Annotated in this window: 18 protein-coding genes and 1 tRNA gene; 15 read left to right on the top strand and 4 right to left on the bottom strand. The window is 60.4% G+C overall.

What is annotated here, in order from left to right:
* Nucleotides 1-123: 123 nt before the first annotated feature.
* The 12 genes from EV674_RS02505 (at nt 124) to EV674_RS02450 (ending at nt 18,628) form a co-directional block, all read left to right on the top strand.
* Nucleotides 124-2,730 carry a hypothetical protein gene (locus EV674_RS02505; protein ID WP_157983736.1) on the top strand — a complete coding sequence of 869 codons (2,607 nt, stop codon included), beginning with the start codon at nt 124-126 and terminating at the stop codon, nt 2,728-2,730.
* A gap of 158 nt (nt 2,731-2,888) precedes the next feature.
* Nucleotides 2,889-6,167, top strand: a complete 3,279-nt coding sequence (locus EV674_RS02500; protein ID WP_132750346.1) for a DUF4214 domain-containing protein — start codon at nt 2,889-2,891, stop codon at nt 6,165-6,167.
* A gap of 203 nt (nt 6,168-6,370) precedes the next feature.
* Nucleotides 6,371-7,897 (top strand): class I SAM-dependent methyltransferase, encoded by a 1,527-nt coding sequence (locus EV674_RS02495; RefSeq protein WP_119013929.1) that lies wholly within the window; start codon nt 6,371-6,373, stop codon nt 7,895-7,897.
* Between the two features lie 62 nt (nt 7,898-7,959).
* The gene (locus tag EV674_RS02490) at nt 7,960-10,017 is read left to right on the top strand and encodes a hypothetical protein (RefSeq protein WP_119013928.1); all 2,058 of its coding nucleotides are present in this window, start codon (nt 7,960-7,962) and stop codon (nt 10,015-10,017) included.
* A 39-nt stretch (nt 10,018-10,056) separates the two neighbouring features.
* Nucleotides 10,057-10,440 (top strand): hypothetical protein, encoded by a 384-nt coding sequence (locus EV674_RS02485; protein ID WP_119013927.1) that lies wholly within the window; start codon nt 10,057-10,059, stop codon nt 10,438-10,440.
* Between the two features lie 88 nt (nt 10,441-10,528).
* Complete coding sequence (locus EV674_RS02480; protein WP_119013926.1) at nt 10,529-11,629, top strand: GNAT family N-acetyltransferase; 1,101 nt, start codon at nt 10,529-10,531, stop codon at nt 11,627-11,629.
* A gap of 197 nt (nt 11,630-11,826) precedes the next feature.
* Nucleotides 11,827-13,794 (top strand): O-linked N-acetylglucosamine transferase, SPINDLY family protein, encoded by a 1,968-nt coding sequence (locus EV674_RS02475; RefSeq protein ID WP_165887064.1) that lies wholly within the window; start codon nt 11,827-11,829, stop codon nt 13,792-13,794.
* The gene (locus EV674_RS02470) at nt 13,791-14,723 is read left to right on the top strand and encodes a UDP-glucuronic acid decarboxylase family protein (protein WP_193552704.1); all 933 of its coding nucleotides are present in this window, start codon (nt 13,791-13,793) and stop codon (nt 14,721-14,723) included. The genes EV674_RS02475 and EV674_RS02470 overlap by 4 nt, the downstream gene beginning before the upstream one ends.
* Nucleotides 14,720-15,892, top strand: coding sequence for a nucleotide sugar dehydrogenase (locus tag EV674_RS02465; protein WP_119013923.1), 1,173 nt, complete (start codon nt 14,720-14,722; stop codon nt 15,890-15,892). The genes EV674_RS02470 and EV674_RS02465 overlap by 4 nt, the downstream gene beginning before the upstream one ends.
* A 60-nt stretch (nt 15,893-15,952) precedes the next feature.
* Entirely contained in the window at nt 15,953-17,050 is a 1,098-nt protein-coding gene (locus EV674_RS02460; RefSeq protein WP_119013922.1) for a LicD family protein, read from the top strand.
* The gene (locus EV674_RS02455) at nt 17,047-17,502 is read left to right on the top strand and encodes an FAD synthase family protein (protein ID WP_119013921.1); all 456 of its coding nucleotides are present in this window, start codon (nt 17,047-17,049) and stop codon (nt 17,500-17,502) included. Before EV674_RS02460 ends, EV674_RS02455 begins: the two co-directional genes overlap by 4 nt.
* A 127-nt stretch (nt 17,503-17,629) precedes the next feature.
* The gene (locus EV674_RS02450) at nt 17,630-18,628 is read left to right on the top strand and encodes a hypothetical protein (protein ID WP_119013920.1); all 999 of its coding nucleotides are present in this window, start codon (nt 17,630-17,632) and stop codon (nt 18,626-18,628) included.
* A 10-nt stretch (nt 18,629-18,638) separates the two neighbouring features.
* On the opposite strand, the gene EV674_RS02445 is transcribed toward EV674_RS02450, so the two are convergent.
* Nucleotides 18,639-18,715: transfer RNA gene (locus tag EV674_RS02445), tRNA-Arg, on the bottom strand.
* 220 nt (nt 18,716-18,935) lie between these two features.
* On the opposite strand from EV674_RS02445, the gene EV674_RS02440 reads away from it, so the two are divergent.
* The gene (locus EV674_RS02440; protein ID WP_119013919.1) at nt 18,936-19,241 is read left to right on the top strand and encodes a winged helix-turn-helix transcriptional regulator; all 306 of its coding nucleotides are present in this window, start codon (nt 18,936-18,938) and stop codon (nt 19,239-19,241) included.
* Between the two features lie 92 nt (nt 19,242-19,333).
* Nucleotides 19,334-19,693: an FKBP-type peptidyl-prolyl cis-trans isomerase gene (locus EV674_RS02435; RefSeq protein ID WP_119013918.1), complete on the top strand. Its 360-nt coding sequence runs from the start codon at nt 19,334-19,336 to the stop codon at nt 19,691-19,693.
* Between the two features lie 57 nt (nt 19,694-19,750).
* On the opposite strand, the gene EV674_RS02430 is transcribed toward EV674_RS02435, so the two are convergent.
* Genes EV674_RS02430 through ppsA form a run of 3 tightly spaced genes read right to left on the bottom strand, consistent with a single transcriptional unit; the run spans nt 19,751 to nt 24,573 of the window.
* On the bottom strand, nt 19,751-21,841 hold the full coding sequence (locus EV674_RS02430; RefSeq protein ID WP_119013938.1) for a VC_2705 family sodium/solute symporter: 2,091 nt from the start codon (nt 21,839-21,841) through the stop codon (nt 19,751-19,753).
* Nucleotides 21,834-22,166: a DUF4212 domain-containing protein gene (locus EV674_RS02425; protein WP_241524977.1), complete on the bottom strand. Its 333-nt coding sequence runs from the start codon at nt 22,164-22,166 to the stop codon at nt 21,834-21,836. The genes EV674_RS02430 and EV674_RS02425 overlap by 8 nt, the downstream gene beginning before the upstream one ends.
* A gap of 16 nt (nt 22,167-22,182) precedes the next feature.
* Nucleotides 22,183-24,573, bottom strand: a complete 2,391-nt coding sequence (gene ppsA, locus EV674_RS02420; protein ID WP_119013917.1) for a phosphoenolpyruvate synthase — start codon at nt 24,571-24,573, stop codon at nt 22,183-22,185.
* Between the two features lie 221 nt (nt 24,574-24,794).
* Here ppsA and ppsR point away from each other — a divergent pair, with 221 nt between their 5' ends.
* A complete protein-coding gene (gene ppsR / locus EV674_RS02415; RefSeq protein ID WP_119013916.1) occupies nt 24,795-25,616 on the top strand; it encodes a posphoenolpyruvate synthetase regulatory kinase/phosphorylase PpsR in 822 nt (273 codons plus the stop codon).
* The last annotated feature ends 146 nt before the right edge of the window (nt 25,617-25,762 follow it).

The raw sequence follows: 25,762 nt of genomic DNA, 5'->3' as shown, positions 1-25,762 counted from the left end.
CACCTGCCTTCGGGCGGGTGCTGAAGGTGTAAACCTTGCCCCCCCTCTCTGCCCAGAGTCGGGGGGCTTTTTTTCGACTGGCTCTAGCCAACCTGTTCGTGTGCCGAGCCCCCTAGGAAAAAAATGAGAAACCACAAGAAACCAGTATCTGCCCCATTGCATCCATTGCTCACACAGCAGGCGCTGTCGCCCCTTGAAAAAGATTACCAACAAGCACTGGGCCACATCAAAGAAGGCAAACCGATACAAGCCATACGGGTCTTGACTGGCATCCTCAAACAAGACCCGGCATACGCCAACGCCCTGGCCACCCAGGCCCTGCTCTTGGAAAAGCATGGCAACAAGCCCGATCTGCCCCTGAAGATGCTGCAAGCAGCGGTACTGCAACTGCCCGACCGCACAGATTTGTTTTTGAAACTCAGCGAATGGCTGGCCAAGAAAGGCGATTTGATTGGCGCGGCCAGCGCACTCAAGCGCTGTGTTACCTTGCAACCCAATAATGCAGACATCAAACTCAAGTTGGCCGCTATGTACGGGAACCTGGGTAAATCAGAGCAACGGGCGCAAATTGCCCAAGCATCGATTAACCACACCCCTGTCCAGATAGATAAAGCGCTCGTCGAAAGCAAACTCACCATCATGGTCTTGCGCACCGCGATTGGTGGCGACATGAAAGTCACGCTCAATACGTTTGGCGTTTCTTTTACAGAGTCACACAACAACCTGATGGGGTTGATAGACCGGCGCTACATTACCCTGGTCAAGGTGTATGTGGATGCACTTGACGACAAAAGCAAGCTGCTGAAAAAACTGCCCAAAGCAGACCTTATCTACAACAACATCACCGATGCCGAGCGGGGCGAGCTGGCACTCCAACAAGCGCTGCGTATTTGTGATGCGCTATCGGCTCCTGTAGTCAACCACCCCAGCGCCGTATTGGCGGCCAGCCGGGAGGGCAACTACCAGCACTTCAAAGACCATGCCACCATGGTTCTCCCCAAGGCCGTAAAAATAGAGAATGTAAACAGCGCCTGCCTGCCTGTGATTACCCAGGCAATGGCTGAACACGGTTTTACGCTGCCGGTAATTGTGCGACTGGCTGGATACCAAGGTGGCAAATTCATGCACTTGGTGGAAGACCTGGCCAGCCATGATTTCAGTGAACTGGACAAACAAGCCGCGCAGTCTGCTCAAACTTTGTACCTCATCCAATACCACAATGTGAGCTACACGGATGAGCGCGTACCCCAACAACGGCTGTACCCCAAATACCGGGCTTTCATGGTGGGCGGGGTTTTGTACCCGGTGCATTTGTTTACCGCAGCCGATTTCAACGTCCACAAGAAAAACTCAGACCCCATCGTTCAGGCCAACCCCTGGCTTGTGGAGCAGGAAAAGGCATACTGCAATGATCCGCTGGGGCATATTGGCAAATCACAATGGCTTGCCCTTGAAAAAGCAATGCAAGAAATGGGGCTGGATTATGTAGGCGTAGATTTTGCTCCCGCCACCGATCCCCAGGAAAAAGAAAAGCTTGTCGTATTTGAGCTGAACCCCGCCATGCGCAACTGGGTTCAAGACCTGCCCGATGGTGACCATGTACAACATGCATGGCGCAAGATCACGCAGGCTGCGCACCATATGCTGACCGACAAGGCCAACGTACCGGCCTGGGCGTTCGACCTCCCGGATGGACAGGCCACGGGAGGAATCAATGGCATACACGACCCCGATCTTGAAAAGTCTCTCCATTTCTATGCTGAAAAAGTAAAGAGCGGAAAGATTCCAGACGTTTACTTGCTCCAATACCTCACGCTGGCAATATCCCATCCGGCAGTCATTACAAAATTCAAGGAAACATTCCAGACACTATCGGGCATCAGGGTCAGCAAAAAAATTGCGGGGGCCGCTGGGGTTTTTCAGATCCTCAACGCCTGGAAAGAAGGCGACATGAAAGGTCTGGAGGTATTGCTGGGCAGGTTCTCATACCTCATCACCCTTCCACGCGAAGCCGCTATTGCCAGAATGCAGATTTATCTGAATTTTCTTTGGCAATTGTTCAAGGCCAGAAAAGAAAATTCGCACCTTTATGATGCAGAGAAAGCCTCGGGCAAACTGGTCGTCATCGGTGAATCGCACAGCCTGTCGGCATGCAATGCCGTCTTCCCTTGGCAAGGAAAAATGGTCAGAGCTGACAACAAGTTCATTGTGGGCATCAAGATGTTCCACCTGTACAACCCACAGTCCAGCCACCATGCCTCGTTGCTGGCGGCCCACTTAAAAGAATTGCAAGACGACACCCCCGTTCTTTTCACCATCGGTGAAATTGATTGCCGCCCAGACGAAGGTTTCTGGCGTGTGGCCCAAAAAGACAAGTCCGTCAATATGGACACACTGGTACGAGGGGTGGTGAAGGGATACATCGGGTTCATTGAAAAGAACATTCCCCACGCCAACACCAGAAGCATCTCTATTCAGGGAATACCTGCCCCTCAATACAATCTGGAGAGCTACAAGGCGCCAGGCAACGAAGCGGAGTTCTTGGCTTTATTAAAACTGGTCAATCAGGTTCTCAAAGAAGAAACGCTTCAGCACCACTGGACTTTTCTGGATGTTTATGCGGCCACTGTTGATGCAGCAGGCTACAGCAATCGCCGTTGGCATGTAGACGCCAACCACATATCGCCTTTGTTTTATGCTGAAGCAGATTCTTTTGCCCTGAAGGGATAAGCACCCAAAAGCCTTTGCAGGCAAAGCCCTGTCCTTTCACAAGAAGGGCGGGGTTTTTTACAGGGCTGGCGGTTCTGCACCATTGCCAAATAGTGCTGGGTTTGACGCACTTTTGTGCTTACATTCCGGACACTATTTGACCCACCGGAGGCACTCCCATGGCAGCAGCCAGCTATTTCGACACCGTCCAAAAAATCTACATCGCGTTTTACCAACGCCCGGCAGACCCGGCCGGTCTGAAATACTGGGCTGACCGCATCGACGCCGCAGGCGGCGACGCCAGCGCCGTGGTAACCGCATTTGCAGAGTCCGCCGAAGCTGTCGCCCTGTACGGCACCATCGACGCCAGCACCATCGGCAACGTGATCGATGCCATCTACCTGGCACTGTTCAACCGCGCCCCCGATGCAGCAGGCAAGCAGTTCTACGTGGACGGCTTCATCGCTGGCACCTTCACTGCTGGCTCCATCGCCCTGAGCGTGCTCGACGGCGCCGCCGGTGATGACGCCGTGGCCATCCAGAACAAGGCACAGGTTGCCAACGAGTTCACGCAGCAAGTCGATGGCCGCCCCCTGAACGACCCCTACTTTGGCACCGGCTCCAGCTTTGACGTGACCTACCAAGGTGACACCGATGCACAAGCAGCGCGTGACATCCTCAAGACCGTTACCGCCAACCCTGCCAGCGTCATCAGCCCCTCGGGCGTGACCACCGCCCTGCAAGACAGCATCGCTGACGCCACAGACCCCATCATCGGTCGTACCAGTGGCGAAACCTTCATGCTGACGGTGGAGTTGGACACCATCGACGGCACACCCGGCAATGACACCATCAACGTGCCCTATGCCAACCCTCTGGGTGGCACGTACACCACCTTGCAGGCCTTCGATACCATCAAGGGCGGTGCGGGTGTGGACACTTTGAACATTTACGTGAAGGGCGACCCCTACTCCAAGGGCCTGGTGGACGTTGGCAACAACAAGGCCCTCGATATAAAGGACAGCAAAGGCTACAACGTGGTTCAAACCGGCACCATTGAGGGCGTTGAGATCATCAATGCCTACAACGGCGAAGGCAACGGGTGGGTGTTTGGCGGCCCTGCCCTTGACGCGAAGGGCTTTGGGGTTGAGCCCCCCGCCATCGACGCCGCCAAGTTTGTCGGCGCTGAGCAAATCTGGCAAATTGATGGCAACACCAACATCATCAACCTGGCCAGCAACACCACGGCAGGTTTTCGGGGCGATGCGGCCATTCATTCCAGGCTGACCGCTGCGGCAGGCGTAGCCACTATCAACGCGGCTTTTGATGTGCCGGTGTATTCAGAAAGCTCGGCCTATCTGGGCGTTGGGGGCGCAGAACTGAATGCCGTACACCTCACGGGGGCGCTCAATGCCACTTATGTAGAGCTGAACATTGACCACAGCATGGCAGAAGTGGCGCTGACCACAGACTTTGACTTGGAAGTCACGTTTGAAGGCAACAGCACCCTCCACACCTTGAATGCTGCTGACACCAGCAGCGAAATCTCGGTGGACGGCAAAACGCAGCTCACCAGCATCACCACTGGCTCTGGCGATGACTGGGTGATTACTGCCACCTCTGCCGCCCACACCACCATTACCACGGGCGAGGGCGGCGACACCATTCGTGTGGATGCGGAACCCGAGGTCAAGGACATTGGCAGCGGCTCTGTCACCGTGGATGCGGGCCATGGCGATAACCGCATCTCGCTGCGCAATGGCGCCAAGGCCATCAGCGTTACGGCGGGCGATGGCGATGACCAAATCACGGTCCACTCGGACGCCATCTTTACGGGTGCAGAAACCCTTACGGTGGACGCTGGTGACGGCTACAACCTCATTGAACTGAGCCATGGCGCCCAGGACACCCGCATCACCACAGGGGCCGACAGTGACCTGCTGTGGATTGACACAGCCGTGCTGACCGAGACAAAAACCCTGCATGCCAACCTGGGCGCGGGCAGCGATCAGCTGAATATGCAGAACGTTGACTTTGCCGGACTTCCAGCCACTTGGAGTATTGATGCTGGTGAAAGTCAAGGCGACATGGATGCTGTGGTTTTGGGCGCTGGTACAGGCCGCACCTTTGCAGCAGCCGACTACGTGGCGCTGACTGAAAACCTGCAGGGCTTTGAAATCCTGGGCCTTTTAGATTACGGAAAAGGGGAAACCTTCAATATCGACGCCTCTCGCCTGACGGGTTATGAAATGATCGCATTCATCGGCGCGGGCACCTACAACCTGACCCAGGTGACTGACCAGGTCATCGGCATCGAATGGAGCGGAACGCTGAACATCAATGCGGGTGGCAACCCCGCGCAAGACCTGAATGTGATCGTTTATGACACGGCCGTTGAGGGCACTGACATTACAGCCACCGGCAACACCCTGAACATGGCGGTAATGGCCAACGCCCACAATAGCGAGGTGTATGTGGCTGGTGACTTGAAGGCCGTCAACGCAACCCTGCGCAGTACGCCTGACACCGATGCGGGTGAATTTCACGAGGCTGCCGTCTATTTCGACATCAACCATGAGGGCGATGGCGTATTGGCCAACTTGCAATCTATCCAGGTGGCGGGCACAGGCTTCGCTTACATCGAGAACCACGCTGGTGGCGCCCTGGCCACGGTGGATGCCTCGGGCCTGACCAATGCGCAGTGGGATGGGGTGACAGGCAGTTTTGTTCCAGCACCCAGCCTGATCTACATGACCGAAAACAATGCTGTCCAGGAAACCATAGGGTTGGGCGCGGGCTTGGATGCGGTCTTGTTCGGGGTCACGGTGGACGAGGCACGGGTACCCCAGGTGGTGGCTGCTTTTGATGCGGCAGTGGATTTTCAAGAGTTGGTCACGGCCTGGGAGAACTCAAAGCAAGATCAGGCAGCCCAGGACGTGCTGGACGCGGGCTTTACGCTGACAACCCTGGCAGGCCCCGATGCGACACCTGCAGAGATTCTTGCAGAGCAGGCAGCGCTGGAGGCTGCGCTCAAGGCCGCAGTGTTGGATGCCACCTTGTTTGCCTCTACGGTGCTCAACACCGACACCATTGAGGGACTGAACCTGGTGGCGGCGCAAGGTACGCCCAAGGTGCTCGACTTCGACGCTTCTGACGTGGTGATGGTTGGAATACCAATTTTTGGCGGCACCCCAGCATTCGCCGCACTGACCACCACAACCACTGGTCAGTCGCTGGAGGGCTTGGACAGCCTCAACCTGGCGCTGCAAGCCGTGGCCCAGTCGGACACCGATTGGGCGGTGTTCCAGTACCAGGGCAATACCTATATCTACGGAGACAAACCATCCCTATTGAATGGCGCGGTTAACCAGCTCGATGACTCCGATTTGCTGGTCAAGCTGACTGGCACGATAGACTTGGACTTGCTGGTTTCCTCGTTGAACCACGTGCCCGAATAATCTTTGCAGGCCTGTCCCTTGCAATAACCAAGGGTATGCTGCAAAGTAAACCGTTTGTAACCTCGCCCCTCGCAAGAAGGGCGGGGTTTTTTATCAAAACAGCCTGTAAGGCGCTCTGGAATTGCGCTATTAGCTATTGAAAACATAGCAATCCTGATTGCACTCAGACTGATCGCCCCCACCTCACGCACAGAGAACAACCAATGACTGACTGGACTGCCGGCTACGTGGCCGATATTGGTTACACCTATGGTTACTACACCGAACTGAACCCACTGCGCATCAAGCTCGCGTTTTTGAACCAGGCGCTGGCGTTTCCCGAGGTAGGAAACGCCTGTGAATTAGGCTTTGGCCAGGGTTTGTCGGCCAACTTGCATGCTGCCGCGTCGGTGACGCAATGGAGCGGCACCGACTTCAACCCAGCCCAGGCTGGCTTTGCCCAGGAGCTGGCCGCTGTATCAGGAAGCGAAGCCAGGCTCTACGACCAGGCATTCGCCGAATTTGCCCACCGCCCTGACCTGCCAGATTTTGACTACATCGGCCTGCACGGCATCTGGAGCTGGATCAGCGATGAAAACCGCACCGTGATCGTTGATTTCATTCGGCGCAAGCTCAAGGTGGGCGGGGTGCTCTATATCAGCTACAACACCCAGCCCGGCTGGGCCGCCATGGTGCCCATGCGCGATTTGCTGACCGAACACAGCGACGTCATGGGGGCACCCGGCCAAGGCATCGTGCCCCGCATTAACGCAGCCCTGGCTTTTGCCGAAAAACTGCTGGCCACCAACCCCTCGTACGCCAAAGCCAACCCGCAGGTGGCAAGTCGCGTCAAGAAGATCACGGAGCAAAACCGCAACTATGTGGCCCACGAGTATTTCAATCGCGACTGGATGCCCATGTCTTTTACCAAGATGGCGCAATGGCTGGCACCAGCCAAGTTGCAGTGGGCCTGCTCGGCCAACTACCTGGAGGCGATTGATACGCTGCACCTCACCACTGAGCAGCAGGCCCTGCTAACCAGCATTCCTGACCCCATGTTCCGGCAGACTGTGCGCGACTTCTGCGTAAACCAGCAGTTCCGCAAGGATTATTGGGTGAAGGGTGCGCGCCAACTGTCGCCCCTGGAGCAGGCTGAGGCGCTGCGCTCGCAGCGTTTCATCCTGATTCAGCCACGCGCTGAAGTCAGCCTCAAAGTCGCGGGCAACCTGGGCCAGGCGACGTTGCAGGAGGCAATCTACGGACGGATCCTTGACCAATTTGCTGACCACCAACCCAGGTCGCTGGCGCAGCTGGAACAGGCACTACAGGTGTCCTTCGCGCAGATACAGCAGGCGGTGGTGGTGCTGAGTGGTACGGGTGCTTTGGCGGCGGTGCAAAGCGATGCCCACATTGCCACAACCAAGCGGGCTACCGAACGCCTCAATGCGCTGCTGATGCACAAGGCACGCAGCAGCAGTGAACTGGTCTACCTGGCCAGCCCGGTCACGGGTGGAGGCATCGCCGTACCGCGCTTTCACCAGCTCTTTTTGCTGGCACGGGCGCAGAACCACCAACAACCCGCTGAGTGGGCACAGTTCGTGTACAAACTGCTGACCACGCAGGGCCAGCGTTTGGTCAAGGAAGGCAAGGCGCTCGATACCGCCCAAGAACAGTTGGCCGAACTCACCGCGCAGGCCAACCGCTTTGCCCAGAAACAGTTGCCCATCCTCAAAGCCTTGCACATCGCCTGAAAGCTGCACAAACACCCCAGGTGCGCTAGCAGCTGTGCTTTTTGATTCATCCGGATTTCTCCATGCGCATTTTTTCTGTGGCCCAGGAGGTCACGCTCAACACCAGCGCGTTTTTTCGCCGCTATCTGGCTGCCACCAATCCGAAATCAGCCCAAGTGGACAGGCTTTATCTCGACATCGGCCAAGAGCTGCGCCTGGTCATTGAAAAGTTACAAGACGAGTACGCCCAGGCTCACCCGGGAATGGATGGGACAGCCAAGAAAAACCTCAAACCCAGTGATTTGGGCCTGCAAATTGCCACCGAGAGTTCCTTGCTGTCTTGGCCATTCTTTCCAAGGCAGCTGGGCCGGGTGTCTTCGCACCTGGTCGGAGAGAAGTTGCATCTCCACACAGAGGCCGAGGTGCTCCCTGCACAGTTACAGGCCTTGCGCACCAGCAAACCCGACAAACAACATTTTCGTATTGCTTTCATTAACGGTTTTGGCAGCAACCTGGGCGACGGCACCATGGGGGTCACGGCGTTTCGCCAGGTACAAAAATACCTGGCACGGCATCTGCCCAGTGTTTCCTGCGATATGTTGTTTGGCGCGGGTGCAGGGGCGGCCATAGCAGATACCGTGGCAGGCGAACCATCCATAGAACGCGTGCTGTTCCAAGCACCCACGGTATGTGAATTGGCCCAATACGACGGTTATTTTGATTTCTCTGGTCTGATCAAAATGCCGAAATACGACACCTTGCCAACGGTGGACTGGTATTTGTGGTGGTGCGGCCTCGACCCGCAAACGGTGCCACCGGGGCAAAAGCGCAACCGGGGCCAGATCCGCTGGGACGCCTGGAATGCAGTGCGCAGCCTGCTCAAAGACACGCCGGGCCAGAAGATTTTGTTCAACCCCAAAGCATCGACGCCCCTGCGTACCATGCCAGCGCAGGTGGCAGCCCAGTTTGCCCAGCGCCTGCTGGAGCTGGCCCCCGAAATGAAGTTGGTGATAGACCAACCCATGGAGCTGCAACACGAGCGCTTGATTGACTTTTCCAGCCAGATCAATACGCCAGAAAAGTTCAAGGCCCTGTGCGCCCAGGTCGATGGCCTGATTACCGTGAACAGCTTTGCCTCCCATGCGGCAGACCTGTGTTCTACCCCAGCGGTGCATTTGTGTTCAGCGATTCCGGCCAACCACTACCCTTATTACCCTTTTTCTGCGGCAATCAATCTACCAGGCTATGAGCAGTTGCCAGCCTTCAGAAAATCCAAAGTCGGGCAAGTGGAATGGGAAAAAATCAGCCCGCTCTACCACACTGCCTGGGAAAACATTGCACCAGCCCAGGTGCTGGCCTTGTTGCGCGAAAAGCTGACGCAGCGCCGGGCAGCAGCCAACGAGCCCCAAGGGCTTACTTTGGTGGGCGCAAAAAAGGCATCTACTTGCGTGGAGACTACCTCGACCACACCGCGCCTGGTACGGCAACGGCTGCCCCCCGAACACACCCATGCCAGCACACGTTTTGTCCACCTGACCCAGAACCTGCTCAAGCCCGGCAGCGTCTGTGTGCAGGTCTGCGCGCCAGACGCCAATCTGTCGGTGGCGTTGGCCCACCGTGTGGCCCCCCACGGGGAATTGATTGTTCTGGAGCCGCGCACTTTGCTGGCGCGCAGCGTGGAAAGCAGCCTGTTCAGCGCAGGGGCCTTTGCCGCACAGGTGCAGCAAACCATGGCAGTGGCAGGTCCCCACCAAGCCAGAATCAGCGCGTTGGATCCGTGGTCGGAAAGCTACTCCAGTGAATGGGGCAATACCCATCAAGTGGTTGCAGTGCCCCATCGCAGCGTGGATGACATGGCGCTGAAAACGTGCCATCTTTTGCTGGCCCAGTCACCCATGCCTTACGCAAAAATGATCGCAGGGGCCCTAGAGACGCTCAAGCGTTGCCGACCTTATGTACTCATATCTCCTGCCAGCCGCAAAGAGACTGGCGCCATTCACAAAGCGGCGCTGAATGCAGGTTATGTATTTTGGGCAGAGCCTGCCACGCCAGGGGGCGACTTGAACACCATGCTGCTGCTTGGTGTCCCCCAGGAGCGACAGGTCAAAATCGACGGTTTCTTCAAAGTGGAGGTAGCGTGAGTGACGGATACAAAAAATAGGGATGCTGCTTGGCCTGCGATGCCGCAATTGCCGGTGTCCTGGGGCGAGGTATTCGACAAGCTGACCATCTTGCAAATCAAGGCCGACAAGCTACAAGCTGTTGCCCAGCTGGCCAACGTGACCAGAGAGCGCCAGGAGATAGAGAAAGTGATCGGCGATATGGCCCGCTTTCCTGCCCAGTTGTCTGTGCTGGTTCAGGCGCTGAAGGAGATCAACGCGCTTTTGTGGGACGTGGAAGACGGCAAGCGCCACTGTGAACGCTGCCAAACGTTTGGCCCAGAGTTTGTAGAGCTGGCCCGCAAGGTGTATTTCGGCAATGACCAGCGCGCGGCCATCAAGCGGCAAATCAACGACTTGCTGGGCAGCGCGCTGGTAGAAGAAAAGTCTTACAAGGCGTACTGAAACCCTCCGTCGCCCTCTGACCTTTGGCGGGCTACGCGACAACAGATATTTTTGGTAGCCACCAAGGTAAAAGGAAATTCGATTCGTGATGAACGGACAAATGCTGAGCGAAGTCATCCAGAGTGAGCCAGCGCTTCTGGCTATCAAAAATGAATGGCAAGTGCTAAGCGCATCGGTACCCCAATCCATTGGCTTTTTTGGCGGCTGGGATTTTGCATGGCCCTACATCCATACGACCAAACCGCAAAAATGGTTTGTGGTGACTCTCAGAGACCCTGAGAGCAAGGAACTGCTGGCAGTTTTCCCTTGGGAGCTGATCCAGCTGAATGCAGGCGATGCCACTTACCGTGCTGTACAGCCGCTGGGTGCAAGCCTTGTCCCTTATATGGAATTCACGGTGTCACCGATGCGGCTGCGGGCCGCCTTGCAGGTGCTGCTCAATACGGTGCTGGCACAGCAAATCCATATTGACGTGGTGTGTCTGTGGCCTTTGCATGAGACGTCGCGGCTGTACAGCAGCCTGGTAGAAGATCTGCGCGGCAGTGAGGTATTAAAAATATTTCGCTACCCAGGCAACTTGCGTGAAATTGAGACGCGCAGCCAAGACTACGAAAGCTACTGTCGGGGCAAGTGGGGGACAACCTTCGCCAACGCGCGTTACCGCGAAAGGCGATTGCAGAAAGACGGTGAGGTGTGTTTCACACTGAGCGAACCACCATCGTTGGCCAGCGGCATCGTGGCAGACTTGTGTGCGGGCTCAGGGGAACAGTTTGGAGAAGAGTTTGTTTATCGCAACAAACCCCGCTGGAAGGAGCTGGTGGGCGAGATGGTCAATGCACTACTCGACCAGGGTGTTGCACAAGTGTCCACGCTGCGGCTCAACGGCGCCATCATCGCCAGTGGCTTGAGCTTCTGGCACAAGGGCCGCCGGTATTTTTACCTGACCCACTACGACCGTGCGCACGCCGTGCGCTCGCCTGGCAAGATTCTCTTGCACCGTCTCATCCAGCAAACGTTTGCAGACAAAGGGGTGTTTTGTTTTGGGGCTGGCACCCACAGCTACAAAGAAAATTGGGCCCCAAGCTACGGTGAACTGAAGGCTGCGTACATTTTCCTCAACCCCACGGCACGGCACGCACTGGATGGCCTGATCAATCAGGATTTCATCCTGCGTTTGAGCACGGTCTGAGCCACGACTTTGCCAAGGTCTGCAGCTGAGGAACCAAGCCTCTTTTCAGCCTCTATCGCTTACTGGTCGGGGGTAGTCAGCTATCAAAATAAAAGTAATTCATGCAACCACCCAATGCTCTGCACTCCCAACCACACACCACACCAGACCGGGCGGCACTTCGGGCGCTGGTGCGTGCTGGGGACTTGGCGGGCGCCTTGCTTTTTGCCCAAACCGAAATGGGGCGCTGCGGCAAAGCTCCCGAGCTGCTGCGCCCCATGGGAGAGATTTTGCTGCGCCTGGGGCGCCACGCCGAGGCATTGCCCTGGCTGGAGGAGGCATGCGCCGCGCACCCCGATGACCTGGACGCCTGGAACCAACGCGCACTGGCACTGAGCCGTTTGCTGCGCCACGCTGAAGCACACCAGGCTTATCTGCAAGCGCTGCACCGGGGCCCCCGTGTACCGGCCTTGTTGGCCAACATCGGTGCCAACTGGAACAAGGCAGAACGCTTTGTAGAAGCCGAGCATTGGCTGCGCCAGGGTGTGGCGCTGGATGCCAACGCAGCAGACGTGCAAACCAACCTGGCCTGCGCCCTGATTGGGCAAGACCGCATGGCCGAGGCGCGGGTGGTGGTAACGGCCTTGCTGCAGCAAGGCCACCGGGGCATGGAGTTACTGCAGGCCCATGCTGCGCTGTTGCAGGCTGAGGGGCAACAGACAGAAGCCGAGGCGCTGGTGCGCCAGTTGTTGGCACACCAGCCGCACAACCACCGCTTGCGCCTGCTGCTGTCCATGGTGCTGGGCAGCCTGGGCCGCGTGGACGAGCAAGTGCGGCTGATGCGGGAGTTGCTGGCGGCAGACCCCCACCTGGAGGCGGTGCAGAGCAGTTTGGTGTTCAGCCTCAATTACGCCGAGGAGGCCGATGCAGCCGAGCTGCTGGCCCAGGCCCGCCGCTACGGGGCGATATTGCAGGCACGGCAAGCGGCACGAGGCGATGCACCTTATGCCAACTGGCATGTGCCCCAGCAGCCAAAGCGATTGCGCGTGGGCCTGGTGTCGGGCGATTTTCGGAACCACCCGGTGGGTTATTTTCTGGAAGCCGTGGTGCCCCAGCTGCGGGGCAGCAGCATCGAGTTAGTGGCCTACCCCACGCTGCACCAGCAAGATGCGCTCACGCAGCGCATGCGGCCGCATTTTGCGCAATGGCGCCCGTTGGTTGGGCTGGACGATGCCCAGGCAGCGCAGTCCATCCATGAAGATGGCGTGCAGGTGCTGGTGGATTTGTCGGGCCACACCAAGGGGCACCGGCTGGGCGTTTTTGCCTACAAACCGGCCCCGGTTCAGGCCACCTGGCTGGGTTATCTGGGCACCACGGGGGTACCACAAATAGATTGGCTGATTACCGATGCACTGATGGCCCCACCCGGCACGCAGGCCGAGTTGACCGAGCGCGTGTGGCATATGCCCGGGGGCTTTATGCACCTGTCGCGCCCCGAGGGAGAAGTGCCGTGTGCGCCGCTGGCCGGCGCGCTGGCCGGCGCGCTGGCAGGTGGGCCGGTCACGTTGGGCTGCTTCAACAACCTGGCCAAGATGACGGATGCGGTGGTGGCGCTGTGGTCGCGTCTGCTGCACGCGCTGCCGCAGGCGCGCTTGCTGCTCAAGTGCCCGCAGCTCCAGGATGCCCATGCCGCAGAGCGCACCCGCGCGCGCTTTGCCGCCCACGGCATAGAGGCCCATCGCCTCACGCTGGAAGGGCCTGCAAGCCGGGCGGAGTTTCTGGCCGCCTACAACCGGGTGGATATAGCGCTAGACCCTTTTCCGTACACAGGGGGAACCACCACGCTGGAGGCCCTGTGGATGGGTGTGCCGGTGCTGACGCTGCGGGGCAACCGCTTCATGTCGCGCATGGGCGTGAGTTTGCTGACCTGCGCCGGTTTGCCCGATTGGGTGGCCGACACGCCAGACGACTATGTGCGCATTGCCGTGGCGCAAGCACACAACCGCGAGCACCTGCACCGCTTGCGCCACAGCCTGCGGGCACAGCTGGAGGCGTCGCCGCTGATGGACTCCCAGCGCTACGCCGCGCAAATGGAGGCCATGTTCTGGGCCATGTGGCGCCAATGGCAGCACAACAGCGCTGGACTGGCCCAGCCAGTACGGGCCGGTGCAGGGGTGCATCCATGAACCCGATTCTGGTCACCGGCGGCGCCGGTTTTTTGGGCAGCCATTTGTGCGACCGCTTGCTGGCCGATGGCCATGCAGTGGTGTGCCTTGACAGCTTTTTGACGGGGCAAGAGGCCAACATTGAGGCAATGCACACCCATCCACGGTTTGCACTGCTGCGCCAGGATGTGGCCCAGCCGGTGGCATTTCCGGTACACCAGATTTTTAACCTGGCCTGCGCGGCCAGCCCGCCGCAGTACCAGCGCGACCCCATCCACACCACCCAAACGCTGGTGCTGGGTGCGATGAATGTGCTGGAACTGGCCCAGCGCCACGGCGCGCGGGTGTTGCAGGCGTCCACCAGCGAGGTGTATGGCAACCCTTTGGTTCACCCGCAGCACGAGGGCTATTGGGGCCACGTCAACCCGATCGGCCCCAGGGCCTGTTACGACGAGGGCAAACGCTGCGCCGAAACCCTGTTTTTTGACTACCAGCGCCACCGGGGTGTGGATGTGCGGGTGGTGCGCATCTTCAACACCTATGGCCCCCGCATGCGCCCGGACGATGGCCGGGTGGTCAGCAACTTCATTGTGCAAGCCTTGCGCGGCGAACCCCTGACGCTGTATGGCGATGGTTTGCAGACACGCTCTTTTTGCTACGTGGACGATCTGATCGAAGGCATGGTGCGAATGGTGCGGCAAGACCACGAGGCGGGGCCGGTGAACTTGGGAAATCCGGGCGAGTTCACCATCCGCGAGCTGGCCGAATGGGTGCTGCGGTTAACGGGCTCGCGCAGCGCGTTGGCGTGGCGGCCTTTGCCTGCCGACGACCCCACCCAGCGCAGGCCCGACATTGCCAAGGCCCAATCGGCACTGGACTGGACGCCGCAGGTCAGCCTGGAAGATGGGCTGAAGGAAACGATTGCGTACTTTCGGCGGGTGCTGCGTTGAAGATCGCTGTGGTGGGGGCGGGGTATGTGGGGCTGTCCAATGCGGTCATGCTGGCACGGCACCACGAGGTGGTGGTTCTGGACACAGATGCGGCCCGCGTCACGGCGGTGAATGCCCGCGTCTCGCCATTTGCCGATGCCCATTTGCAAGCGTGTCTGGATACAGCGCCACTCAACCTGTGCGCCAGCGGCGATGCAGAGTGGGTGCTCCAAGGTGCAGCTTACGTTTTTGTCGCCGTACCCACCAATCTGAACAGCGCTACAGGCCAGCTGGACACCTCGGGGCTGGACGATGTGCTGGCGCGCATTGGGGCGGTGAATGCCGATGCGATTGTTGCCATCCGTTCCACGGTGCCGATGGGCTTTACCGCATCTGCTGCCGTGCGCCACGGTATTGCGCGTTTGTACTTTGTGCCTGAATTCCTGCGCGAGGGGCAGGCGCTGCACGACAGTTTGCACCCTTCGCGCGTGGTGGTGGGTGGCGCTGCGGGTGCTGGCGCGCAGGCATTGGCGCAGTTGCTGTTGCAAGCAGCGCAGGCCCGTGATGTGCCCGTCTTGCTGATGGGCGCGCAAGAGGCAGAAGCCGTCAAACTGCTGTCCAACACCTACCTGGCCATGCGGGTGGCGTTCTTCAACGAGGTGGACAACCTGGCCTGGAGCCGCCATCTGGACGCCCGTATGCTGATTGAGGGCCTGGGGCTGGACCCGCGCATTGGCAGCCACTACAACAACCCATCTTTCGGCTTTGGCGGCTATTGCCTGCCCAAAGACGTGCAGCAAATCCAAAGTGAGTGGCCCACCAGCGCACCCCATGCTCTGGTCGACGCCATTGCGCGCAGCAACGACGAGCGTGTGCAATACATGGCACAGGCGATTGCGGCGCAGTCGCCCCACTGCGTGGGGGTGTACCGGCTGGTGATGAAGGCAGGATCGGACAACTGGAGAGGCTCCAGCAGCCTGGTGCTGGTGCGCAGGCTGCAAAATTTGGGAGTGCGCGTCATCATCCACGAGCCACTGATGGCGCAGGGCGACTTGGAGGGCTGCACGCTGGTGCCCAGCCTGCATCGGTTCAAGGCCGAATGCGACCTCATCGTGGCCAACCGGCGCGATGCGGGGCTGCTTGACGTGGCCAGCAAGGTGTTCAGCCGCGACCTTTTTGGCGGGGATTGATGCACCCTGCGGATTCACCCCACCGGCACACTGTTCATATCTTCTATCGAGAAAGCTTGAATGCAACAAGTCATACAACCGCCGCCTGTGGTACCGCTGGACGCTGGTTGCGCCCAGGCACAGCAGTGGCTGCAAGCAGGCCAGGCGGCGCAGGCGTGGGCGTTGCTACAGCAACTGGCCCAGGCCCATCCACAGCAGGCCGTAGTGCCACGCCTGCAAGGTGCCGTACTCAGCGCCACAGGGCAGCACGCGCAGGCGCTGGCGTTTTACCGCGCCGCGCTGGCGCTGGCACCGCACGATGCACAGGCCCTGGCAGCGGCCGGTAGCTGCCTGCACCTGTCGGGCCAGTTGCCGCAGGCCGTGCAGTACTACCGTGCCGCACTGGTATGGCAATGCTGTGCGCCGCTGCGCGCAGCGACGCCGCCCCCACCACCGGCTTTTGACAGTGCGGCGGCCGAGCAACGCCTGTGGCAAGTGCTGGCGCAACTGGCCAGTGCCGGAATTCGCGCATTCGCCACTTCGGGCACCTTGCTGGGCCTGGTGCGCGAAGGCCGTTTGCTGCCCTTTGACAAAGACCTGGACATTGGCCTGCCCTTTGACCAGATGCAGGCAGCCACAGCGTTGTTGCTGCAAAACGGTTGGCAACGCACTGGCGCCCCCCAAGGCATGGTCAACCCGGTGATGTTGCACGACGGACAAGGTTTGTCCATGGACTTGTGTGGCTTCATAGCCGAGCAAGGCAGTGGTGCTGCGCTGGGGGGCTTTTGGTTGCAGGGCGTGCCCGCCGACTGGCAGCGCGTCACCCAGTACCCCGTGCTGCACCTGCACCAGCAGCACCGCCCAGAGGGCGCCGTCTGGACAGTGACCCATCCCGAAACCTGGCTAGCCACCCTGTATGGGCCCGACTGGCGCACGCCCGACCCCGACTTTGACACCGTCATTGCCGCCCACAACCTGCGCGGTTTTAGCGTTCTGACACAGTGCTATGCGTTTTCGCGCATTTACGACGCCTGGCTCAAAGGGCGGCTGCCCAAGGCGGCTGCGCTGGTGCGCCACAGCCTGCGCCACCTTCCCGAAGATGCGCTGCTGCTGCAAGTACAGCAGCACCTGGCAACCCAGCAGGCGCGCGCTGCGGTCGCTGCGGAAGATGCGCAATGAGCAACGGCAAGCGCATTCTGGCTACCGGTGTATTCGACCTGTTCCATGTAGGCCATCTGCGTTATTTGCAATACGCCCGCCAACAAGGCGGGCATCTGACGGTGGCGGTCACTCCCGATGCCTTGTGCCTGGCCCGCAAAGGCAAGCAACCCATCATCCATGAGAGCCAGCGCCTGGAAATGATTCAGGGCCTGGGCTGGGTGGACGGGGTCAGGTACTTGCCCACATCGCTGGAGCTGACGCAAGAGGCCGCCGACTGGATCGGTGCCTGGCACATCGACCAGGTGGTGGTGGGTGGCGATTGGGAAGGTTCAGCGCGTTGGCAGCGCCTGGGGCTGGCACTGGCCGAGCGGGGCATTGGCGTGTGCTTTGCGCAGCACACCCAGGGTATCTCTTCGACCGAGATTGTGGCGCGAATACGCCAGACGGCACCTGCGGTGTTGGCACCATAAGTGATTACTGGCCACACAGACAAACGCACCAGAATTAATAGCCTAATCTACCCTGAAGCCTTATAGAACGTGCGCCAGCAGCTATCAAAATTGAAATAACATCCACCTCAGGGAGGAGCGGGACGGGATGGGTAACGTTGCTTTGCAGTGCGCCGTGTTGCACGGTGCTGGGCGCTTTGCGCAGCATCTGCTGGATGCCTGGTTGCGCCATGCGCCGCACCTTACGCTGGGCTACTGGTGCGACGAAGTGCTTGATGTCCATGGCGTCTGCCATTTGTTGCAAACGCACGACCGTCTGGATTTTGCGGCGGCGCAGCCCGCCGTGGAGGATGGATCGATAGCGCTTACCCGTCTCGACGGGCAGCGCCATCACCTGCCTTTCTTTCATGGCCCGGCCACCCAGCTACCGTGGCGGGGCAAAGCAGACGTCTGGCTGGAGTGCTCAGGGCGCTACCCCACTGCCGAACAATGCCGCGCCTTCTTGCACGGAAAAACGCAGCGTGTGCTGGTATCGGCAACATGCTGGGATGCAGACCAAACGCTGGTGATGGGGTACAACGCGGCAGACTGGCGCAGTGATGCACAAGTGCTGTCCTACGGCTCCTGCACCGTGAATGCTTTCGTGCCGCTGGCGCACTGGGTACATCGACGCTATGGGGTAGAGGAAGCAGAGGTTCAGGTCATCCACAACCAGCCCGCACACCGGATGGAGGCACATCCACGGCGGCAAGCCTGCACGCTGGAGCGCATGGGGCCACAACTGCTGCCCTGGCTGGACGCCGGGCGTTTTGCGGTCAATTACACCCTCATCCCCTACACCGGCGCTTCGCTGCTGGAACTGCGGTTTCGCCTGCAATCGCCGCCAAGCCTGCCGGACTTCTTGCAAAATCTGGAGCTTGCCTGTGCTTCAGGGCCGCTGCGGGGGCTTTACGCACTGTGCGCACAAGACCCGGGCATCACCGCTGTCTTGGGGACGGGGCATAACGCGGTCTTGCACCCTGCTGGCGTTCGACTACAGGGCGATACGCTTCGTCTATCCGGCTACTTCGATAACGAGAACTCGGCGGTACGTTACTGGGAGTTGGCGCAATGGATGGCTGCGTGCCAATCAGCAGGTGTGACCTGAGATGGTCATATGGCGCGGCGTGAGGGATTCGAACCCCCGACAGCCCGGGTAGAAGCCGGGTACTCTATCCAGCTGAGTTAACGCCGCAGCGGCGCGATTCTAAGGCAGGCGCGCGGTGTGTTGGCCGCTGCGCCAAGTGGGCGGGGCCAATCGTGGCGACACCACAACACTTTTTGGGCTTGTAATGTTTTTAGAGCTTTGCGCAGAGTGGGTCAGCGTTTGGAGCTACTAAACTTGTAGCACGGAGGATTCGGCGCTATAGTGCGCCGCACCCCTGTAAACCACCCATTGCGCAAGGAGAAGCTTCATGAGCTCCAAGGAAAACGCCGCCATCAACCAGTTGTTTGAACGCCTCGAATGCCGCTACGCCCTGCGCGTGCTGTGGGCGCTGCGCGATGGCCATCCGCAAACCTTCCGGCTGCTGCAAGACAGCGTGGGCGGCATCACGCCCAACACGCTCAATACCCGCATCAAAGAGCTGCGCGAGGCGGGCCTGGTCGACCACGGCAGCGAGGGCTACACCGTCACGCCCGTGGGCGCCGACTTGCTCAAGCGCCTCAACGATGTGCAGGCTTTTGCCAACCGCTGGGCCGCTGGGCGCGCCAAGAAATAAGCGCTGCCACCAGGGCTTGGGGCCCAATTGGCCTCCAAGCCAATAGCAGAAAGCGCAAGCAGCTACATTTTTAATAGTAAAAAGGATTCCCTATGGCCTTCACCACCACTGCCTCCGGCCTGCAATACGAAGACACCACGCCCGGCGAGGGCCTTGAGGCCACCAGCGGCCAGCAGGTCACGGTGCATTACACAGGCTGGCTCTACAACGACGGCGTGCAAGGCGCCAAGTTTGACTCCAGCCGTGACCGCAAAGACCCGTTCTCGTTTGCACTGGGCGCCGGCATGGTCATCAAGGGCTGGGACGAAGGCGTGCAGGGCATGAAGATTGGTGGCCAGCGCACGCTGATCATCCCTTCGGCACTGGGCTATGGCCCGCGCGGCGCAGGCGGCGTGATTCCGCCCAATGCCACGCTGAAGTTTGATGTGGAGCTGCTGAAGGTGGGCCGCTGAAGCGCCCTGCCCTGTGCTCTGACTGAAGCGGCCTGCGGGCCGCTTTTTTGTGGGCGCCTACATCTCCAGGCGCACCGGAGGCCGGTGGGGCGCAGGGCGGGTGATCCAGCTGACCAGCGCGGCCAGCACCAGCCCGGCGGGCACGCCAAACACGCCTGCCGAGATGGGCTGTATGCCCCACCACAGCCCGTCGGCCAGCAACCACGGCCCCAGCGTAGCGCGCAGTGCGGGCACATGCGACAGCATGTAATACGCCGCCACGCCCAGCCCGCCCAACATGCCCGCTACGGCGCCCTGGCGCGTGGTGCCGCGCCAGAAAATGCCCAGCACCATCACCGGCACAAAGGCCGATGCCGCCAGCGAAAACGAGGCCGTGACCAGCGGCAGAATGTCCGAGGGCTTGAGCGCCGCCACAAACGCCGCCGCCAGGGCCACGGCCAGCAGCGTGAACTTGGTGAGGATGACGCGCTGCTCGGGCGAGGCGTCGCGGGGGCGGTCGCCAAAATACAGGTCGCGCACCAGGGCGTTGCTGATGGTCAGCAGCAGGCCATCGGCGGTGGACAGGGCAGCCGCCAGCCCTCCCGCCGCCACCAGCCCCGACACCACGTAGGGCAGGCCACCCAGCTCGGGCGTGGCCAGCATGATGAGGTCGGCACCCAGGTGGATTTCGCCAAACTGCACGATGCCATCGCCGTTGATGTCTTCAATCGACAGCAGCGAGGCATCGACCCGCGCCCACTGCGCCATCCAGTGCGGCAGGGCATCGAAATGGCTGCCCACCAGGTTGTTCATGACCTCAAACTTGACCAGCACCGCCAGCGCAGGCGCACTGAGGTAAAGAATGGCAATAAAAAACAGCGACCAGGCCACGGAGGAGCGGGCCCCGGCCACACTGGGCACGGTGTAGTAGCGCGTGAGCAGGTGCGGCAAACCAGCGGTGCCCACCATCAGGCAGAACATGAGGGCGAGAAAGTTGCGCCGGGTGTCGCGGTAGTCGGCCTGCTCTTGCGCTGTGCCGTCGGGGTCGCCAGCGTAGGCCTGGCTGTGGCGCGGCAGGCCGCCCAGGGGCTGGGCGCGGGCGTAGTTTTCGCGCATTTCGCGCGTCCAGCGCTCGCGGGCGGTGTCGGCGTCGCGGGGCATGGCGGCCAGCTCGCGGCTGGCAGCGACGATCAGGCCCACATCGGCATTCTGGGCACGCAGGCGGTGGATGCGCTCCTGCGTGGCCTGGCGCTGGCGCTCCAGGGCAGCGTCCACGTCCTGCAAGCGCGCTTCAAAGTCCTGGGCACGGCGCAGGTAGCCCGCAATCACCTGTTGTTCGGCGGGCGAGGCCAGCAGTTGCTCTTCCAGGCTGGCGATTTTGCCCAGGTGCTGGCCATACACCAGCGGGGCCAGCGGGTTGCCCAATTGCTTGTAGGCCAGCCACGACACCGGGATCAAAAACGCCAGCAACAGCACCACGTACTGCGCCACCTGCGTCCAGGTGATGGCGCGCATGCCACCCAAAAAAGAGCACAGCAACATACCACCCAGGCCAAGCATGATGCCGATTTCAAACTGCACACCGGTCAGGCGTGAGGCAATCAGGCCCACGCCGTAAATCTGCGCCACCAGGTAAATAAAGGAGCAGACGACAGCCGCCAGCGCGGCAATGCTGCGGGGCAAGCGCCCACCAAAGCGCACATGAAAAAACTCGGGAACCGTGTACAGGCCCATGGCGCGCAAGTGCGGCGCGATCAAAATCGCCACCAGGCAAAAGCCCCCCGTCCAGCCCAGCAGGTAGGCCAGCCCGCCAGCCTGCCCCGGCGTGCCCGAGAAGCCTTGCAGGTACAGCGCCCCGGAGAGGCTGATGAACGAGGCGGCACTCATCCAGTCGGCAGCCGCCGCCATGCCGTTGTACATGGGCGGAATGCGCCGACCGGCGACGTAATACTCTTCCGAGTCGGCGGTGCGCCCATACACCCCAATGGCGGCATACGCCATCACGGTAAGAAAAAGAAAAATGGGCCCTATCCATTGGCGCGACAGCCCGCGCTGCTCGGCCCAGGCCATCAGGGCCAAAAAGCCCAGCACCCCCACCACATACAGCGCCAGCGTGCGGTGCAGCCGGTGCAGGTAGGCTGTACCGGTGCCGGGCTCGTGCTCAGCCATGCGGCGGCTGGCCTGGGGGGGCAATGGCCGATGCGCTCTGCTGGTCTTGGCGCTCGAAACGGCTCATGGCCATGGCATACACCACCACGATCACCATGAACACCACCACCGCACCCTGCGCGGCCACCCAATAGCCCAAAGGCCATCCGGCGACCACCCAGTGGTGCAAATCGCGGGCAAAGAAGCACACCCCAAAAGACACCGCAGCCCACACCAGCAGCAGCACGCCCTTCAGCTGCAGGTGGCGGGCATCGTGCAGATCGGGCGCAAAAGGCCGCGCCGCTTTGGCGCTGGTGCTGTCAGGGGCTGGGGTGACGCGAATCACGGCACAGGGGCCAGACTCAGCCAGCCAGTTGCTGCCAGGTGGCAATCACGCTGTCGGGATTGAGCGAGATGGAAGAAATACCCTCGTCGGCCAGCCACTGCGCAAAGTCAGGGTGGTCTGAAGGGCCCTGGCCGCAAATGCCGATGTATTTGCCCTGCGCCCGGCAGGCCTTGATGGCCTGGTGGATCAGTGCCTGCACAGCGGGGTCGCGCTCGTCGAAATCAGCGGCCAGCAGCTCCAGGCCCGAATCGCGATCCAGGCCCAACGTGAGCTGGGTCAGGTCGTTGGAGCCAATGGAGAAGCCATCAAAGAATTCGAGGAAGCGATCGGCCAGGATGGCGTTGCTCGGGATCTCGCACATCATGATGAGCTTGAGCTCGTTCTCGCCGCGCTTCAGGCCATGCTGCGCCAGCAATTGCGTCACACGCTCGGCCTGGCCCAGGGTGCGCACAAAGGGCACCATGATCTGGACGTTGGTCAGGCCCATGTCGTGGCGCACGCGCTTGAGCGCCTCGCATTCCATGGCAAAGGCTTCGCCAAACTCGGCGCTGACGTAGCGCGCTGCACCACGGAAGCCCAGCATGGGGTTTTCTTCTTCGGGCTCGTAGCGGCTGCCGCCGATGAGCTTGCGGTACTCGTTGCTCTTGAAGTCCGACAAGCGCACGATCACGGGCTTGGGCCAGAAAGCGGCGGCAATGGTGGCCACGCCTTCAGCCACTTTGTCCACGTAGAAAGCACGGGGGCTGGCATGGCCCCGGGCCACGGATTCGACAGCTTTCTTCAGGTCGGCATCAATGTTCGGGTAGTCCAGGATGGCCTTGGGGTGGACGCCGATGTTGTTGTTGATGATGAATTCCAGCCGCGCCAGGCCCACGCCCTCGTTGGGCAGCTGGGCAAAGTCAAAGGCCAGTTGCGGGTTGCCCACGTTCATCATGATTTTGGTCTTGATGGGGGGCATGGCGCCGCGCTGCACTTCGGTCACTTCGGTTTCCAGCAGACCGTCGTAAATACGGCCTGTGTCGCCCTCGGCGCAGCTCACCGTCACCAGCGTGCCGTCCAGCAGCTTGTCGGTGGCGTTGCCACAGCCCACGACGGCCGGAATGCCCAGCTCGCGCGCAATGATGGCGGCGTGGCAGGTGCGGCCACCGCGGTTGGTGACGATGGCGCTGGCGCGCTTCATCACCGGCTCCCAGTTGGGGTCGGTCATGTCAGTGACCAGCACATCGCCGGGCTGCACCTTGTCCATCTCGGAGATGTTGTGAACCAGGCGCACCGGGCCGGTGCCGATTTTTTGGCCAATGGCGCGGCCCTCGGCCAACACAGGGCCGGTGCCCTTCAATTTGTAGCGCAGCTCGGCCTGGCCTTTGGACTGGCTTTTGACGGTTTCGGGGCGCGCTTGCAGGATGTAGAGCTGGCCGTCGGTGCCGTCTTTGCCCCACTCGATGTCCATGGGGCGGCCATAGTGCTGCTCGATCACCAGCGCGTAGTGGGCCAGTTGCTCCACATCGGCATCGGTCAGCGAGTAGCGGTTGCGCTGCTCGGTGGGCACATCCACGGTTTGGATGAGCTTGCCGGTGGCGGCTTTTTCTTCGGGAGTGGCAAACACCATCTGGATGAGTTTGCTGCCCAGGTTGCGGCGAATCACGGCCTTGTTGCCCGCCTTCAGCATGGGCTTGTGCACGTAGAACTCGTCGGGGTTGACAGCGCCCTGCACCACCGTTTCGCCCAGGCCGTAGCTGCTGGTGATGAACACCACTTCTTCAAAGCCCGATTCAGTATCGATGGTGAACATCACGCCCGCCGCGCCCAAATCCGAGCGCACCATGCGCTGCACGCCCGCCGACAGGGCCACCACGTCATGGGCAAAGCCCTTGTGGACGCGGTAGCTGATGGCGCGGTCGTTGTAGAGCGAGGCAAACACCTCTTTCATCTTGTGCAGCACGTCTTCGATGCCGACCACGTTCAGGAAGGTTTCTTGCTGACCGGCAAACGAGGCGTCGGGCAAATCTTCTGCCGTGGCCGACGAGCGCACGGCAAAGCTGGCCTGCGGGTTGCCAGCCGAGAGCTGGGCGAACTCGGCGCGCACGGCGGCTTCCAAATCCGCCGGGAAGGGATGGTTTTCGACCCAGCCACGGATTTCGGCACCGGCAGCGGCCAGGGCGCGCACGTCTTCTACGTCCAGCGCAGCCAGCTTGGCGCTGATCTTGTCGGCCAGGCCCTCGAAGGCCAAGAATTCACGGAAGGCATGGGCCGTGGTGGCAAAACCGGTGGGCACGCGCACGCCCTGGGGCAATTGCGAGATCATTTCGCCCAAACTGGCGTTCTTGCCTCCGACCGATTCGACATCGGTCATGCGCAATTGCTCGAACGGGACGACCAGGGCGGTCGGGCTGAAAAGTGCAGACATGGGAAAGCTCCAGAAGTTAAAACAGGGTCAATGCCAGCGCGCGTGCCAACGCGCGGACGGGCAGCCAGGCACCCATGCAGCTTGGTTGTTGTGTTTATGGGCTGCGGGCGGGTGCATGGTCAAGAATTCGGACAATCCGCAGCATTGTAGAGTTCGCACTCCGGACTTCTCTCATCTCACTGACTTCAGTTTGCACCGCCCCTGGAGGGCTGGGTTGAAACATGCACACACGCACCGTATTTTTTGTCTCTGACGGCACCGGCATCACTGCCGAAACCTTTGGCAATGCCATCCTGGCGCAGTTCGAGATCGTGCCCCGGCGCGTGCGCCTGCCCTTCATCGACACGGTGGACAAAGCCCACCAGGCCGTGCGCCAGATCAACCACACGGCGGAGCTGGAGGGACGCAAGAGCATCGTATTCACCACGCTGGTAAACATGGAAGTGCTCAAGGTGATTCAGGAGGGCTGCAAAGGCATGCTGCTGGACATGTTTGGCACCTTTGTCCACCCGCTGGAGGTGGAGCTGGGTATCAAGTCGCACCACCGCGTGGGGCGCTTTTCTGACATCAGCAAAAGCAAGGAGTACCACGACCGCATTGAGGCCATCAACTACAGCCTGGCCCACGACGACGGCCAGAGCCACAAAAACCTGGAAGAGGCGGACGTGATCCTGGTGGGCGTGAGCCGCAGCGGCAAGACGCCCACCAGCCTGTACCTGGCGATGCAGCACGGCCTGAAGGCGGCCAACTACCCGCTGATTCCCGAAGATTTTGAGCGCCGCCAGCTGCCACCTGCGCTGGTGCCCTACAAAAAGAAGATTTTTGGCCTGACCATCAGCGCCGAGCGCCTGTCCGAAATCCGCAGCGAACGGCGCCCCGACTCGCGCTACGCCAGCCTGCCCAACTGCCGCCACGAGGTGGCCGAGGCCGAGGCCATGATGCGCCGCGCCAGCATCCGCTGGCTGTCGTCCACCACCAAGTCCATCGAAGAGATTGCCACCACCATCCTGCAAGAGATCCGGCCCGAGCGGCTGAGTTACTGAGGCCGCAGCGCGCCCCTGGAAATTTAATAAAAAACGGCTGTAAGCCTTTCGGGACGTGCGCAAGCAGCTATGAATATAGAAGCATTTCAACAACCCCTATGGCCTACCTTGGGGTGTACCGTGTTGAACATAGTGCTCAGAAAGAC

Origin of the sequence: Simplicispira metamorpha, from assembly GCF_004341365.1 — a bacterium.
Taxonomy (GTDB): Bacteria; Pseudomonadota; Gammaproteobacteria; order Burkholderiales; family Burkholderiaceae_C; genus Simplicispira; species Simplicispira metamorpha.
This window is presented reverse-complemented; position numbering and strand designations above follow the sequence as displayed.